The organism is Chelativorans composti (genome assembly GCF_039541695.1).
GTDB classification, from domain to species: Bacteria; Pseudomonadota; Alphaproteobacteria; order Rhizobiales; family Rhizobiaceae; genus Chelativorans; species Chelativorans composti.
This window is the reverse complement of the sequence record NZ_BAABGS010000075.1, coordinates 18,299-33,330: the sequence shown is the minus strand read 5'-3', so window position 1 is coordinate 33,330 and position 15,032 is coordinate 18,299. Positions and strand designations below refer to the sequence as shown.

Annotated in this window: 11 protein-coding genes and 1 tRNA gene; 6 read left to right on the top strand and 6 right to left on the bottom strand. The window is 62.9% G+C overall.

Annotated elements, in window-relative coordinates; all coding sequences use genetic code 11:
• Positions 1-17: 17 nt before the first annotated feature.
• Both ABD906_RS15375 and ABD906_RS15370 read right to left on the bottom strand, forming a co-directional pair.
• Positions 18-161 carry a YjiS-like domain-containing protein gene (locus ABD906_RS15375; protein ID WP_165278682.1) on the bottom strand — a complete coding sequence of 48 codons (144 nt, stop codon included), beginning with the start codon at positions 159-161 and terminating at the stop codon, positions 18-20.
• 271 nt (positions 162-432) lie between these two features.
• Positions 433-517: transfer RNA gene (locus ABD906_RS15370), tRNA-Leu, on the bottom strand.
• Between the two features lie 302 nt (positions 518-819).
• Here ABD906_RS15370 and tig point away from each other — a divergent pair.
• A complete protein-coding gene (gene tig / locus ABD906_RS15365) occupies positions 820-2,274 on the top strand; it encodes a trigger factor (RefSeq protein ID WP_345100536.1) in 1,455 nt (484 codons plus the stop codon).
• 82 nt (positions 2,275-2,356) lie between these two features.
• On the opposite strand, the gene ABD906_RS15360 is transcribed toward tig, so the two are convergent.
• Together ABD906_RS15360 and ABD906_RS15355 are read right to left on the bottom strand one after the other, a co-directional pair.
• Complete coding sequence (locus tag ABD906_RS15360) at positions 2,357-3,628, bottom strand: M23 family metallopeptidase (protein ID WP_345100534.1); 1,272 nt, start codon at positions 3,626-3,628, stop codon at positions 2,357-2,359.
• Between the two features lie 58 nt (positions 3,629-3,686).
• Positions 3,687-4,169 carry a peroxiredoxin gene (locus tag ABD906_RS15355; RefSeq protein WP_345100533.1) on the bottom strand — a complete coding sequence of 161 codons (483 nt, stop codon included), beginning with the start codon at positions 4,167-4,169 and terminating at the stop codon, positions 3,687-3,689.
• Positions 4,170-4,450: 281 nt separating this feature from the next.
• Between ABD906_RS15355 and ABD906_RS15350 the strand changes: the two genes are divergently transcribed.
• Entirely contained in the window at positions 4,451-7,663 is a 3,213-nt protein-coding gene (locus ABD906_RS15350) for a hypothetical protein (protein ID WP_345100531.1), read from the top strand.
• Between the two features lie 208 nt (positions 7,664-7,871).
• Here ABD906_RS15350 and tyrS read toward each other — a convergent pair whose 3' ends face one another.
• Positions 7,872-9,125, bottom strand: coding sequence for a tyrosine--tRNA ligase (gene tyrS, locus ABD906_RS15345; protein ID WP_345100529.1), 1,254 nt, complete (start codon positions 9,123-9,125; stop codon positions 7,872-7,874).
• Between the two features lie 191 nt (positions 9,126-9,316).
• Here tyrS and ABD906_RS15340 point away from each other — a divergent pair, with 191 nt between their 5' ends.
• A complete protein-coding gene (locus ABD906_RS15340; protein WP_165278677.1) occupies positions 9,317-10,456 on the top strand; it encodes an anhydro-N-acetylmuramic acid kinase in 1,140 nt (379 codons plus the stop codon).
• 90 nt (positions 10,457-10,546) lie between these two features.
• Here the strand turns inward: ABD906_RS15340 and ABD906_RS15335 are convergent, their stop codons facing one another.
• Positions 10,547-11,221, bottom strand: a complete 675-nt coding sequence (locus ABD906_RS15335) for an alpha/beta fold hydrolase (protein ID WP_165278676.1) — start codon at positions 11,219-11,221, stop codon at positions 10,547-10,549.
• Between the two features lie 207 nt (positions 11,222-11,428).
• On the opposite strand from ABD906_RS15335, the gene ABD906_RS15330 reads away from it, so the two are divergent.
• The 3 genes from ABD906_RS15330 (at position 11,429) to sufC (ending at position 15,031) form a co-directional block, all read left to right on the top strand.
• Entirely contained in the window at positions 11,429-12,619 is a 1,191-nt protein-coding gene (locus ABD906_RS15330) for an aminotransferase class V-fold PLP-dependent enzyme (protein WP_165278675.1), read from the top strand.
• 117 nt (positions 12,620-12,736) lie between these two features.
• Positions 12,737-14,242 carry a Fe-S cluster assembly protein SufB gene (gene sufB / locus ABD906_RS15325; RefSeq protein WP_165278674.1) on the top strand — a complete coding sequence of 502 codons (1,506 nt, stop codon included), beginning with the start codon at positions 12,737-12,739 and terminating at the stop codon, positions 14,240-14,242.
• A gap of 33 nt (positions 14,243-14,275) precedes the next feature.
• Entirely contained in the window at positions 14,276-15,031 is a 756-nt protein-coding gene (sufC, locus tag ABD906_RS15320; protein ID WP_345100524.1) for a Fe-S cluster assembly ATPase SufC, read from the top strand.
• The last annotated feature ends 1 nt before the right edge of the window (position 15,032 follow it).

Below are 15,032 nucleotides of genomic sequence, written 5' to 3'. Positions count from 1 at the left end.
AATCTGGGAATTCTTTCTTAGAACGAGGACTTACGGGCGACGTAAGGAATCTCGCTGCGGGAAATTCCGAGGTCTGCCAGCTCGCGGTTGGACAGACGGCTCAGCTCGTTCATCGTCTCGCGGTAACGGCGCCAGTTGCGGAAGTTCTGGATCAGGTTCATCGTCGTGCTCGCTCGCTTGGAAAATCGATCATCAATCTTGTTGCCTCTCAAATAGTCAGGGCCTGCCTCTTTTTGAAGCGCGAATGCTGCATAGCAGTAATGCGTATTGTGCATTGCAATATTGATCTGGCGCATGGCGCCGGCGAGCACGAAAGCCGTAGACTAAGAAATTGATTTTTCCGAAGTTTTTGACCGCCGGATGTGCGCGTCGGAATTTGTCTCCGCCGGGAAGACGCGTGCGCTGCACGCCCGGCAGCGGAACGGTCGGCGGTGGTGCGGGTGGAGGGACTTGAACCCCCACGCCTCTCGGCGCCAGAACCTAAATCTGGTGCGTCTGCCAATTTCGCCACACCCGCAACGGCCCCGTCCCTAAGATAAGTCTTGCGTGTTTGCAAGGTCTCATTTAACGACACAACTCGTGTTCGGACGGGTAACCGCTTCCTCGCAGGGGACCCGTCACAGGTTTTGGAAGGAGTGGCGAAACCCTTTGCAAGGCAGAGGGAAGCGGATAGGTAGTATCGGATTTTCGTTCCAGCGGTAAAAGCCGCGGGGATTCGGTCCCTCTAACCGCATGGAGCCGCCCTCAATCTTCGGCAAGGCTGGACGGTCTGGAAAAAGCCGTTAAGAGCGGCGCATGAAACACAAAAAGGTTTGATTGATGCAGGTAAGCGAAATTCTCAATTCCGGCCTGAAGCGCGAGATCAAGGTGATCGTGCCCGCTCAGGATTTGGAAAACCGCCTGATGGAGCGGTTGCAGGATGCTGCCACGAAAGTTCGCCTGAAGGGCTTCCGCCCGGGCAAGGTGCCGGTGCAGCATCTGCGCCGCGTGTACGGCAAGTCGATGATGGCCGAGATCGTCAACGAGATCCTGACGGAGACCTCGCGCAACATCATCAGCGAGCGCGGTGAGAAGGCGGCCATGCAGCCCGAGGTCAAGATGACCGAGGACGAGAAGGAAGCCGAAAAGATCCTGTCCGGCGCCGCCGACTTCGAGTTTTCGCTGTCCTACGAGGTTATCCCGACCATCGAGCTCAAGGACTTCTCGGAGATCAAGATCACCCGTCCGGTCTATGATGTGACCGACGAGGAGGTCGACGAGCAGATCAAGCGCATCGCCGAGTCCACCCGGACCTACAGCGAAAAGGACGGCAAGGCAGAGAAGGGCGACAAGGTCACCATCGACTACGTCGGCAAGCTCGACGGCGAGCCGTTCGAGGGCGGTTCCGCCGAGGATTCCGATGTGGTGATCGGCTTCGGCCAGTTCATCCCGGGCTTCGAAGAAGAACTCATCGGCCTCAAGGCCGGCGACAAGAAAACCTTCAAGATCAAGTTCCCGGACAACTATGCGGCGGCACACCTCGCCGGCAAGGAAGCCGAGTTCGACATCACGGTGAAGAAGGTCGCCTCCGGCGACGAGATCGAGATCAACGACGCGCTCGCCGAAAAGCTCGGTCTCGAGTCCGCCGAGAAGCTGCGCGAGATCGTCCGCGGCCAGCTCGAGAGCCAGTTCGGTTCGGTCACCCGCCAGAAGGCCAAGCGCCAGTTGCTCGACGCGCTGGATGAGGCCTACAAGTTCGAGGCGCCGTCCAAGCTGATCGAGGCCGAGTTCAACAACATCTGGACGCAGGTCACCCGCGAGCTGGAGCAGGCCGGCCGTACCTTCGAGGACGAGGACACGACCGAAGAGGCTGCCCGCGAGGAGTACCAGCGACTGGCCGAGCGCCGCGTGCGCCTGGGCCTCGTGCTCGCGCAGATCGGCGAAGAGGCTGGCGTGCAGGTTTCCGAGGACGAGCTGCAGCGCGCCCTGTTCGACACGATCCGCCGTTTCCCGGCCGACCAGCAGCAGCAGGTCTTCGAGTTCTACCGCCAGAACCCGCAGGCGCTCGCCGGCATCCGCGCGCCGATCTATGAGGAGAAGGTGGTCGACCACCTGCTCACGAAGGTCAATGTCACCGACAACAAGGTGACCCGCGAGGAGCTGCTCGCCGACGACGAGGAAGAAGAGGCCAAGCCGGCCGAGGCCAAGGAGAAGCCTGCCAAGAAGGCTCCGGCCAAGAAGAAGTCCTCGAAGAAGGCTGAAGAGAAGTCCGAGGAAAAGGAAGGCGAAGCCTGATCTTCCTCAGGTGATTGTCATCGAAAAGCCGCCGGTCATGCCGGCGGCTTTCTTGTTTCGGCACCCTGTTCCGGGAGCCGCTTCAGTATAGAAGTTGCGCCAGCTGCCGGCCGACCTGGATGAACTGCATCGGATTGAGCGGTTCGCCGTTGCGGCGGATCTCGTAATGAAGGTGCGGTCCGGTCGAGCGCCCGCTGTTGCCCGCATGGCCGATGGGAGCCGCGGCGGGCACCGTCTCTCCCTCGCTGACAAGTATTTCCTGCAGATGGGCGTAGCGCGTGGTGATGCCGCTGCCGTGGTCGATCTCCACCATCCGTCCATAACCGCCGTGCCAGCCTGCCTTGATGACGCGGCCGCCATTGGCCGCCCGCACGAGGTCGCCGCGCTTGGCGCGAAAGTCGACGCCCGAATGAAATGCCACCTGCTTGTGAAAGGGGTCCTTCCGTTTGCCGAACCTGCTTGTGACCCTGGCTCCGGGGAGGGGATTGATGAGCGGGATGCTTCCGGCGAAGACCCGCAACCGGTCCAGGTTTGCGAGGGCTTCGTCCAGCTCCTGCAACTGGTACTCGAACGGCGTCAGTCCTGTCGTCACGGTGAGGGGGCCGCCAGCGGGCGTGGCGGGCGCAATGCCGATGGACTCCAGGAGTTCCTCCAGCGTCTCGGCGGTCTGGTAGACGTGGCGGGTGAGGGTGTCGATCTGGGCGAGCTGCTTCTGCTCGGCCTCAAGCAGGGAATGCTTCAGGGCGTTGACCGGGGAGTCCGGAAGCCCATCCTTGCCATCAGGCTCTTCCGGAATGGCTGGGACATCCATCCGCAGTGGCCATTGGATCTGCGGCCGCATCTCCGGGGCGAAGGCAGAAGCGTTGATCGGAGGATCCTTGGGCTCGGCCGGCACCTGCGCTGTCCGGGTCGACGGACGCGGGCGCGGAATGGGCACGGTTTGCCTGGCCGGCTGCGCGGCGGGGCGGCGTTTGCGGTCAAACAGGGGCTCCAGCCGGTCCTGTCGTTCGGCGATCAGCTGCTGGCGTTCAAGAAGCTCGCGCACCTTTTCATGGACGTCGGATTGTTCCAGCGTGGTTTGCGTGCCGAGCTCGAGCATGCGGCCGCGGAGCTCCGCGATCTTGTCCTCGTACTGGTACAGTCGCGGCGCTCGCAGCGTGGATAGAATGTCGTCGCGCAGGATGAGATAACTCGCTGCGCCCAGATTACCGAGCATGCCCAGAACCACAAGGGCCGAAAGCCAGCGGACCTGACGGGGTTTCAGGGTTATGTGACGGATCTTTTCACCCCGGGCGAGGATGATCAGGAAAGGTGGCTTGGCGCTGCGGTTCTGCTTACTGCGGGCGTTGCTCACGGCCGAAACCATCAAGTGGTCAGAAGGCCGCATTACAATGGATTATGGTTAATAATTCCTATGCGACCGACTGGAGAAGCTTTTTCAGAGCCTCCAGGACCGCGTCGACGTGGCCGGGAATCTTCACCTTGATCCAGGAAGTCACGATCTTCCCTTCCGGGTCGATGAGGAAGGTGCTGCGCTCGACGCCCATGTACTTGCGGCCGTAAAGGCTCTTCTCGATCCACAGGCCATACTGCTGCACCACCTGCTTCTCCTCGTCGGACAACAGGTCGATGGTGAGGCCGTGCTTTGCCTTGAACTTGTCGTGCTTCTTCACGGAATCCGGGGAAACGCCGAGGATGACCGCGCCGAGCGCGTCGAAATCGGATTTGCGCGCGGTGAAATCCAGCGCCTCGGTGGTGCAGCCGGAGGTGTCATCCTTGGGGTAGAAGTAAAGCACCACGGGTCTGCCGCGCAGGCTGGACAGACGGACGGTTCCACCGCCATCCTTCGGCAGCTCAAAATCCGGGGCGAAAGAGCCTGGTTCAGGCACTGCCATCTTCTCACCTTCCTTTGTTGAAATAGGGCGGGCGAATGCCCCGTTCGCCAAACTTTTGCTTTTGTCGTTCGGGGATACCCATAGCTATAATCTTCCGGAGGATTCGTCCAATCAATGTGGATGAGGCATTGACGGCCGCGCGAAACGAAAAGGTTGCTATCGGACAGGACGATCTTCGCTTCGACAGTGAAGAAGCGACGTCGCGGCCGTTGGATCCTCCAGGCGACAATCCCGCGCAGACGGCCCGGGAGCGGGCGGGACAACGGCGCAGGCGGCGCTGGATGAGGCGTCTGTCCCTTGCCCTCGCAGGGCTGTTCCTGCTTCTCATTGCGGCGGCCCTGGTCATCTATGTTGTCGGCGTCGATGCGATCGGAAACGAGCGGCTGCGCCAGCAGGCCGAGCTCGCGCTCACGCGCATGGTCGGCGAGGATGTGGATGTGCAGCTTGGAAGGCTGGAGCTGCGGCCGGGAACCACAAGCCTCTTTGCACTCGAGGTGCAAAACGCACGCATCGCGCTTGAAGATGACGGCGCCTTCATTGCGCGCGCCGGGACGCTCCGATTCGGCATCCGCGCATTGCCGCTCCTGTTCGGGCGGGTCGAACTCAGCCAGGTGATGCTGGCGGACGCGGATCTGTCGGCCGCCACGTTGCAGCCGCTGTTCGGAAGCGGCGAGCCGAAAACCGTGTTCACGGCGACCGAAGCGGAGACGGCCGTCTTCGATGCGGTGCGAACCCTTTTTGCGTCCATGCTCGGGACGGGCATCTCGCGCTTCCGATTTCAGAATGTCGCCCTGCTGGGCGAGAACGATGAACCGCTCCTGCGGCTCGAAAGGCTCGACTTCAGGGTGTCGGGCGAACGGCGGCTGCATGTCGAGGGAGCACTGCAGATCGCCGGCCAGGATCTTGCCCTTGACGGCGAGGCTGAACGCGAACCGGACACGGGGCTTGTGAGCGAGCTAGCGGTGCGCGTCGCGGTTGACGGTGTTGGCCGTCTGCCGCGGAACGACATGGGCGGCGTGCTGCGGCAGTTCGGGCGCGTCGACGCGACGCTGCAGGGAACGGAAACCGATCCCAATGGAGCCTGGCTGCTCGCGGATCTGAAGCTCGGGGACTTCGTCCTGATGCTGCAGAAGGAAGAGCTGGATCTAAAGGCCGCCGCGCTGCGGATCCGCATGCACCGCGAGGAGGACGCGTTCTCGATTGTCGACTCCTCCGTCTCCATCGGGCGAAGCCTCGTTACCTTCGGGGGGACGGTGAGACCCGAGACGGGACGGCCGGACACGTACCGCTTCGACTTCCTGTCCCGCAATTCGCTGCTTGCGCCTCGCGATTCCACCGAAGAGCCGCTGCGGTTCGCCTCGCGCTTTACCGGCATTTTCGACATCTCTCAGACGACTCTGACCGCCGAACAACTGGAGGTGGTAACGGACAATGGCGGTGTTTCGCTTTCCGGCGGCCTGGTCCTGAAGTCCGGGCAGGCGCCGGGCATCTCGCTCGATCTCAGGGTCGACCAGCTTCCCACCGCGGAAGCAAAGCAGCTGTGGCCGTGGTTTGCCGCGCCGGGAACACGCCGCTGGGTGATGGACAATCTGTTCGGGGGAATGCTGCGGGACAGCCACCTGCGCTACAGCGTGGCGCCCGGACGGCTCGCCAACGGCGTGCCGCTTTCGAAGGATGAGTTCAACGGACAGTTCAACATCTACGGCGCGCGCTTCGATCTCGTCGGAGACCTGCCCGCCGTGCGCGACAGCGACGGCTGGGTGGACATCGAGGGAACTGACGTGCTGGTCGGCCTCACCAAGGGCGCTGCCTATCTTCCCAGTGGCCGCGTGGTGCACACCGGAGGCGGCGTCATGGAAATCGCCGCCACCCACCTGCGCCCGCGCATCGGCAAGCTCGCAATCGACATTTCCGGCGATGCGCAGGCGGTGGCGGAATTCGCGTCCCTGCCTCCGATCAATGCGTCTTTTCTCGACCTCAAGCCGGAGGACCTGTCGGGCCGGGTTTCGGGTCATGTCCGCGCGGACATTCCGCTTAGCGAGGGCGTTCCGCGGGAACGGCTGGGCTGGGCTGCGGAACTCAGCTACGAGCAGCTTTCCATTGCCAAACCCGTCGACGGACAGATCATACGCAACGCCACGGGCACGATGGAGATCGACCGCACCAGCGCGCGGATTTCCGCGAACGCCGAACTCAATGGCCTCGTTGCGAAAGTGGAGCTGGTTGAACCGCTCGGAGGGGTCCGGGATGGTCGCAAGCGCCACATCGAAATGGAAGTGAATGACGAAGCCCGCGGCAAGATGTTTCCCGGGCTCGGCCAGCTGGTTTCCGGGCCGATGGAGGTGAGCTTCGAGCAGGGCAGTGGCAAGGACCGCCGCATTGAGGTGAACCTCCTCAGGGCGAAGCTCAGCGTTCCCTGGATCGGATGGGAGAAGGGCGCTGGCATTCCCGCGCGCGCCAGCTTCGTCCTGAAGGATGCAGATGGCCAGATGGAACTTTCCGACTTTAGGCTGACAGGAGAGACCTTCGGCCTGGCCGGGCGGGTGTTCGTGGCGCAGGGGCGGCTCCGGGAGGCCAATTTCAGCAACGTGCGCTTCAACCGGGACGACGATCTGTCGGTGGACATCAGGGCCAGGGGAAACGGCTATGACGTCGTCGCACGGGGCAATTCGTTCGATGCCCGCTCGGTCATCAAGCTGGTGACCGGCAAGGACACGAAGCCCGAGGACGCTTCCGCCGGGACGCCGATCAAGCTGCAGGCAAGCCTCAAGCAGGTGACAGGCTTCCACGACGTGCGCCTGGAGCAGGTCACGGCCGAATACGCTTCCGGCAACGGTCCTGACCGGCTCTCCATCCGGGCGGCCACCCCGGTTTTCGGCTCCGTCATCTTCGCACGCTGGACCGAGGGCGGGCAGCGGCAGCTCCGTCTGCAGTCGGAAAACGGCGGCGCGGTGCTGCGCTTCCTGAACTTCTACCGTTACATGGAGGGTGGCAAGCTAAACCTCCAACTGGCCGGACTCAATGACAACGCCCTCAGGGGCCGCATCCAGATCAACGATTTCTGGGTCGTCAACGAACCGCGGCTGAGCTCACTGGTGGCGGCAAGCTCAAAGTCGGGCAAGCCGAGCAAGAGTGTCGACGTTACGCGCGTGCAGTTCGGCACGGCCTTCGCGGACATCGCGAAGGGAAAGCAGCGGGTGGACCTGGCAAACGGCATCATTCGCGGGCCGACCATCGGCTTCGCGTTCCAGGGCACTCTGTTCGACGAGAAAAACAATACCAACATGACCGGCACCTTCATGCCGGCCTACGGGCTCAACCGCATTTTTGGCGAGATTCCGCTGATCGGGCAGATCCTCGGCAACGGCCGCGACCGCGGCCTGATCGGCATCACATTCCGCGTGGTCGGCCCGTTCGACCAGCCAAATCTCGAAATCAATCCGATCTCCGCCATCGCGCCGGGCATTTTCCGCCAGATCTTCGAGTTTGATTAGTGCGGCGCGGACCGGTTGCTCGAGGCGGGATACCGGTTCCGTATTGCCCGAAGCCGTGCCTGATCCACCCTCTGCCACGATCAGACACCTGGATTTGCCAAGCTGTCGATTGTGCATTCTCCCCCAAAAAAGAGACCAGGACACTCGGGAAAAGAAAGGCGCCGGGGGAGGCCCCCGGCGCCTTTCAGGTTTCTGCTGCGGAATGTCCTTATTCCGGGCGGACGAGGACGTGCTTCTTGCGGCCGAGCGACAGCTTGATCACGCCGTCGGAGGTCACGTCCTTTGCGCCGACGGTGTACTTATCGTCCTGGATCTGCGAGTCGTTTACGCGCACGGCGCCGCCCTGGACGTGGCGGCGCGCCTCGCCGTTGGAGGCGGCGAGGCCGGCGCGGACGAACAGTGCGAGAAGGCCGATGCCGGCGTCGAGGTCCCCTGCGGGAACGGTAATGGTCGGCAGCGTCTCGGCCAACGCGCCTTCCTCGAAGGTCTTGCGGGCCGTCTCCGCCGCCTGTTCGGCCGCTTCGCGACCGTGGGCCATGGCGGTGACCTCGTTGGCGAGGATCTTCTTCGCCTCATTGATCTCCGCGCCCTGCAGCTTCTCCAAGCGCGCGATCTCGTCCATCGGCAGGGTGGTGAAGAGCTTCAGGAAGCGGCCGACGTCGGCGTCCTCGGTGTTGCGCCAGTACTGCCAGAAGTCATAGGGGCTCAACAGGTCCGGATTGAGCCACACGGCGCCTGAGGCCGTCTTGCCCATCTTCTGGCCGGAAGCGGTGGTGAGCAGCGGCGAGGTCAGCGCATAGAGCTGCGGCAGGCCCAGACGGTGACCAAGGTCGATGCCGTTCACGATGTTTCCCCACTGGTCGGAACCGCCCATCTGCAGGCGGCAGCCGTAGCGCTGGCACAGCACGGTGAAGTCATAGGCCTGGAGGATCATGTAGTTGAATTCCAGGAAGGACAGCGACTGCTCGCGGTCGAGGCGCAGCTTCACCGAATCGAAGGAGAGCATGCGGTTGACCGAGAAATGGCGGCCAATGTCGCGCAGAAAGTCGATGTACTTGAGCTCGAGCAGCCAGTCGGCATTGTTGACCATGAGTGCGTCGTTCGGGCCGTCACCGAAACGCAGGTAACGGGAGAACGACTGCTTCATCTTGGCGAGGTTGTCGTTGATGACCTCCGGCGTCAGCAGCTTGCGCGCTTCGTCCTTGAAGGACGGGTCGCCGATCATGCCCGTGCCGCCGCCCATGAGCGTGATGGGACGGTGGCCCGTCTGCTGGAGCCAGTAGAGCATCATGATCTGCGTCAGGTGACCGACGTGCAGGCTGTTCCCCGTCGGGTCATAGCCGATATACGCGGTGACGGTCTCCTTGCTGAAAAGCTCGTCCAGGCCACGATCATCAGAGGTCTGGTGGATAAAGCCGCGCTCGGACAGAATGCGCAGGAAATCAGATTTAAACTCGGGCATTTTTCCGCAGATCCCGTACAACAAGGAGGTAAAGTGGGTGCGAGCGGCCTTTACCATTGAACCATCCTCAGGGACAAGCGGCAGAGCTGCCTCAGGTCCGCTGTTTTTCGCCGGTCTGCCATGCACGGGGCGATCCGGGGACCGGGAAAGGAGTGTGCACTCGTCCGGCAGGATTTCGCAGGAGCAGACAGATGGCATTGATGACGGCGCTCGGACTGATGAGCGGCACCTCCATGGACGGGATCGACATCGCGGCGATCCGCACCGACGGCGAGGGCCATGTGGAGCGCGGGCCATTCCTGTTCGTCCCGTATGACGCGGCGTTCCGGTCCAGGCTTGAACAGGGGCTCGATGACGCGCGTCAGATCCGGGAGCGCAGGGATCGGCCGGGCATTCTTGCCGAACTCGAACGGGAGCTTACCGAGTGGCACGCGGAAGCGGTCAGGCGTTTTCTGGAGGAGCATGGTGAGGCCTGGCGCCCCGACGTCATAGGCTTCCATGGCCAGACGGTGCTCCACAGGCCGCAGGAGGCGCTCACGGTGCAGATCGGTGATGGCGAGGCGCTGGCGCGGGCTATCGGTATCCGGGTTGTCTATGACATGCGGGCGGAGGACATGCGCCAGGGCGGGCAGGGGGCGCCGCTGGTTCCCGTCTATCATGCGGCGCTGGCCGCATCGCTGCCCGAGCAGTACCGGAGGCTGCCGCTCTGCTTCGTCAACATCGGTGGCATTTCCAACATCACCTATATCCCGGCCGAAGGCGATCCCGTCGCCTTCGACACCGGGCCAGGCAACGCGCTTATCGACCAGTGGGTCGCGGAAACGGCTGGCGTATCCTTTGACGAGGGCGGCAGGATCGCGGCCGAGGGCAAGGTCGTGCGTCCGGCCGTGGAGGACTATCTGGCGCATCCGTTCTTCATGCGGGCTGCGCCAAAGTCACTCGACCGCAGGGATTTCGACCTCGGTCCGGTGCGCGGCCTCAGCGCCGCGGACGGGGCGCGGACGCTCGCGGCCGTCACGGCGGAAGCGATCTTCAAGGCCGTGGAGCTTCTGGAAGAAGCGCCAAGGCTCTGGATCGTTTGCGGGGGCGGACGGAAAAACCCTTTTATTATCAGCGATATGAAGCTTCTTGCTGAATCGCTTTCTGCAGGTCTTGAATCAGTTTCTGAAGTCGTGACCGCGGATGATGTCGGGGTGGACGGGGATGCCATGGAGGCGGAAGCCTGGGCCTATCTCGCGGTCCGGTCTCTTGTCGGGCTGCCGCTCACCTTCCCGACGACCACGGGCTGCCGCGAGGCGGCAAGCGGCGGGGTGGTGGCGGAGCCCGCCTGACCCGCCGTAACGGGGGGCACGTGAGAAAAGCCCGGCAGCGGCTGCCGGGCTTTCGGATTTCCGGGCTTGTCTTGTGAAACCTGGACAGGTTCAGCGCAGCCGCTTCGGGCGTGTCTCCGCCAGTTCACCGCGCATGCGCGCATCCAGGTAGGCAGCGCACTCCTCGATCAGCTCGTCGTGATGGTTCGAGAAGAAGTGGTTGGCGCCCTGGATGATCTTCTGGGTGATCGTGATGCCCTTCTGGGTGTGGAGCTTGTCGACCAGCGCCTGAACGTGCTGGGCCGGCGCCACCTTGTCCTCGCTGCCGTGGATGATCAGGCCCGACGAGGGGCAGGGGGCCAGGAAGGAGAAGTCGTAGACGTTCGGCTGCGGAGCGACGGAAATGAAACCCTCGATCTCCGGACGACGCATCAGAAGCTGCATGCCGATCCAGGCACCGAAGGAATAGCCCGCCACCCAGCAGCTCTTGGAATCCGGATGGAGCGACTGGATCCAGTCCAGGGCGGCCGCCGCGTCGGACAGCTCGCCATGGCCGTGGTCGAAGGAGCCCTGGCTGCGGCCGATGCCCCGGAAGTTGAAGCGCAGCGTCGTGAAGCCCCTCTTCTGGAACATGTAGAAGAGATCATAGACGATCTTATTGTTCATCGTGCCGCCAAACTGAGGATGCGGATGCAGCACGATCGCAATCGGCGCATTCTTCTCGGGTGACGGCTGATAACGGCCTTCGAGACGGCCGGCAGGACCATTGAAAATGACCTCGGGCATAGTGACTCCAGCTTGGGCGGTTATCCTCCTGCACAGTCATGGCAGGACTTGACGTAACGCCTGTGCCTCCATAGAAGCTTGTTTAGAACCGTTCAAAAGTTGTGCGAACCGCACACCGGCAACTCGCGTAGATAGGACGGCTTGCCTAAAAAATTCAAGGGAATTGCGTTCTCCCGGCTGTGACTTGAGACGCGAAGTGAAGAAACCATGACGAGAAGGCGCATCTATCTCGACTATAACGCGACGGCGCCGCTGCTTCCCGCGGCGCGGCAGGCAATGGTCGATGCGCTGGATGCCGCCAATCCGTCGTCCGTCCATGCGGAGGGAAGGGCCGCCCGGCACATTGTGGACCAGGCGCGCCGCGATGTGGCGGTGCTGGTCAACGCAAAGCCGGAGCACGTCATCTTTACCTCGGGCGCAACGGAAGCAGCGAACATGCTGCTTGCCCCGAACTGGCAGATGGGGCGCTCGCCGGTGCGCTATTCGCGCGCCTACGTGTCGGCCGCCGATCACCCCTGCGTGCTCGCGGGAGGCCGCTTTCCGCCGGAAGCGGTGGAGGTCCTGCCGGTCCGCCCCGACGGCGTGATCGACCTCGATGCGCTTTCCCGCGCTCTCGCCGCGCACGATGCCTCCCAGGGGCTGCCGCTCGTCATGATCCACAGCGCCAACAACGAGACGGGCGTGCTGCAGCCAATGCGGGAGATCGCAGCGATTGTGCGGGCCGCCGGCGGGCTGATGATCTTCGACGCGGTACAGGCAGCGGGCCGCGTTTTACTCGACATGTCAGCGGGTTATGCCGATTTCCTGATTCTGTCCGCGCACAAGATCGGCGGCCCGAAGGGCGTCGGCGCGGTGGTGGGGCAGTCCGACCTGCTCATGCCGCTGCCGCTTATCAAGGGCGGTGGACAGGAGAGAAGCCATCGCGCCGGTACCGAAAATGTGGCGGGTATCGCCGGGTTCGGTGCCGCTGCGCGTGAAGCGCTGACCGGGCTGGCGGAGATTGACGCGGTGCAGGTGCGCCGCGAACGAATCGAGCGAATGATCCGCGAGGCTGTCCCGCAGGCCGTCATCCACGGGGAGGGCGCGGGGCGGCTGCCCAACACCGTGTTCTTCTCGATGCCGGGCATCAAGGCGGAGACGGCGCAGATTGCTCTTGACCTGGCGGGTATCGCCGTGTCGGCCGGATCGGCCTGTTCTTCGGGCAAGGTCGGGCCGAGCCATGTGCTGAAGGCGATGGGGTATGCGGATGCGGGCGGTGCGCTGCGCGTTTCCATCGGGCGGGACACCACGGATGAGGATGTGGAGGCATTCGGCACGGCGCTGCAGAAGTTCATCGCCGGACGGCGGCGGGCAGCGCCGCGTGAGCGGTCATGGACGCGACTTCGAAAATTGGAGTAAAAGACACATATTTTTGGTTTCTCAGGGTGCATTCGGCGCTGTAACACACTAGATACGGGGCATCCCTGGCGAAGCTGCAATAACCGGACCTTGAATCCGGGATAATGGAGAACGTTGATGGCTGCAGTACAGGAAACCATTGATACGGTCCGAACGCTCGACGTGGACCAGTACAAGTACGGTTTCGAGACACTCATCGAGAGCGACAAGGCTCCCAAGGGCCTGAACGAGGACATCATCCGCTTCATCTCGGCAAAGAAGGGCGAGCCGGAGTGGATGCTCGAGTGGCGTCTGGGCGCTTACCGGCGCTGGCTGACGATGGAGGAGCCCACCTGGGCCCGCGTCTCGTACCCGAAGATCGATTTCCAGGACATCCATTACTTTGCAGCGCCGAAGGGAGTTACCGGCCCCAAGTCCCTGGACGAGGTGGATCCTGAACTGCTGAAGACCTACGAGAAGCTCGGCATTCCACTCCAGGAGCAGGAAATCCTTGCCGGCGTGCGCAAGCCGTCCGAGGAGCCGGGGGACAATGTCTACGCGTCCGGCCGCGTGGCCGTTGACGCGGTGTTCGACTCCGTTTCGGTCGTGACCACCTTCAAGGAGGAGCTTGCCAAGGCGGGCGTGATCTTTTGCTCGATCTCCGAGGCGATCCGCGAGTATCCGGAGCTGGTGCGCAAGTACCTGGGCTCCGTCGTGCCGGTCTCCGACAACTTCTATGCGACGCTCAACTCGGCGGTGTTCACGGACGGCTCGTTCGTCTACGTGCCGAAGGGCGTGCGCTGCCCGATGGAACTTTCCACCTACTTCCGCATCAACGAGCGCAACACCGGTCAGTTTGAGCGCACGCTGATCATCGCGGATGAGGGCGCCTACGTGTCCTACCTCGAGGGCTGCACGGCGCCGCAGCGCGACGAGAACCAGCTGCACGCCGCCGTGGTCGAGCTGATCGCGCTTGACGACGCCGAGATCAAGTACTCGACGGTCCAGAACTGGTACCCGGGCGACAAGGAAGGCAAGGGCGGCATCTACAACTTCGTGACCAAGCGCGGCGACTGCCGCGGCAAGAACTCGAAGATTTCCTGGACGCAGGTGGAGACCGGCTCGGCCATCACCTGGAAGTATCCGTCCTGCATCCTGCGCGGCGACAACTCGCGCGGCGAGTTCTATTCGATCGCGGTGTCGAACGGCCACCAGCAGATCGACTCCGGCACCAAGATGATCCACCTGGGCAAGAACACGTCCAGCCGCATCATCTCCAAGGGCATTTCCGCCGGCAAGTCGAACAACACCTATCGCGGCCAGGTGTCGATCCACCGCAAGGCGGAGAACGCCCGCAACTTCACCAACTGCGACTCGCTGCTGATCGGCAACGAGTGCGGCGCCCACACGGTGCCCTATATCGAGGCGAACAACTCATCCGCCAAGGTCGAGCATGAGGCGACCACCTCGAAGATTTCCGAGGACCAGAAGTTCTACGTCATGCAGCGCGGCATTCCGGAAGAGGAGGCCATCGCGCTCATCGTGAACGGCTTCGTCAAGGAAGTCATCCAGGAGCTGCCGATGGAGTTCGCCGTCGAGGCTCAGAAGCTCATCAGCATTTCGCTTGAAGGCTCGGTCGGCTGAGCGCCGCCGCAAGGAATTTGGGAAAAGATTACGATGCTAGAGATCAAGAACCTTCACGCACGCATTGCCGAGGACGGCACCGAGATCCTGCGCGGCGTCAACCTGACCGTGAAGCCCGGCGAAGTGGTCGCCATCATGGGTCCCAACGGTTCGGGCAAGTCCACGCTCTCCTATGTGCTGGCCGGCCGTGACGACTACGAGATCACCGAGGGCGACATCCTGTTCAAGGGCCAGTCCATCCTCGAGATGGACCCGGCCGAGCGCGCGAGCGCCGGCATCTTCCTCGCCTTCCAGTATCCGATGGAGATCCCGGGCGTCGCCACCATGGAGTTCCTGAAGGTGGCCATGAATGCCCAGCGCAAGGCGCGGGGCGAAGAGGAACTCAAGATCCCCGAGTTCATGAAGCGGGTGCGCCAGGCGGCCGAGGAGCTTCACATGGACATGAACATGCTGAAGCGCCCGCTCAACGTCGGCTTCTCGGGCGGCGAGAAGAAGCGCGCCGAGATCCTGCAGATGAAGCTGCTTGAGCCGTCGCTCTGTGTCCTCGACGAGACGGACTCCGGCCTCGACATCGACGCGCTGCGAATCGTCGCCGAGGGCGTGAATGCGCTGCGTTCGCCGGATCGGGCGATCGTTGTCATCACCCACTACCAGCGCCTGCTCGACTACATCGTTCCGGACACCGTCCATGTGCTCTACAAGGGCCGCGTGGTGAAGTCCGGCGGCAAGGAGCTGGCGCAGGAGCTCGAGAAGTCCGGTTACGCCGACATCGTCGGTGAAGCTGCCTAGG

Excerpts from the sequence above, each read along its gene's own strand:
- ABD906_RS15375 (WP_165278682.1), bottom strand. The coding sequence starts at position 161 with ATGAACCTGATCCAGAACTTCCGCAACTGGCGCCGTTACCGCGAGACG.
- tig (WP_345100536.1), top strand. The coding sequence starts at position 820 with ATGCAGGTAAGCGAAATTCTCAATTCCGGCCTGAAGCGCGAGATCAAG.
- ABD906_RS15355 (WP_345100533.1), bottom strand. The coding sequence starts at position 4,169 with ATGGCAGTGCCTGAACCAGGCTCTTTCGCCCCGGATTTTGAGCTGCCG.
- ABD906_RS15350 (WP_345100531.1), top strand. The coding sequence starts at position 4,451 with ATGAGGCGTCTGTCCCTTGCCCTCGCAGGGCTGTTCCTGCTTCTCATT.
- tyrS (WP_345100529.1), bottom strand. The coding sequence starts at position 9,125 with ATGCCCGAGTTTAAATCTGATTTCCTGCGCATTCTGTCCGAGCGCGGC.
- ABD906_RS15340 (WP_165278677.1), top strand. The coding sequence starts at position 9,317 with ATGGCATTGATGACGGCGCTCGGACTGATGAGCGGCACCTCCATGGAC.
- ABD906_RS15335 (WP_165278676.1), bottom strand. The coding sequence starts at position 11,221 with ATGCCCGAGGTCATTTTCAATGGTCCTGCCGGCCGTCTCGAAGGCCGT.
- ABD906_RS15330 (WP_165278675.1), top strand. The coding sequence starts at position 11,429 with ATGACGAGAAGGCGCATCTATCTCGACTATAACGCGACGGCGCCGCTG.
- sufB (WP_165278674.1), top strand. The coding sequence starts at position 12,737 with ATGGCTGCAGTACAGGAAACCATTGATACGGTCCGAACGCTCGACGTG.
- sufC (WP_345100524.1), top strand. The coding sequence starts at position 14,276 with ATGCTAGAGATCAAGAACCTTCACGCACGCATTGCCGAGGACGGCACC.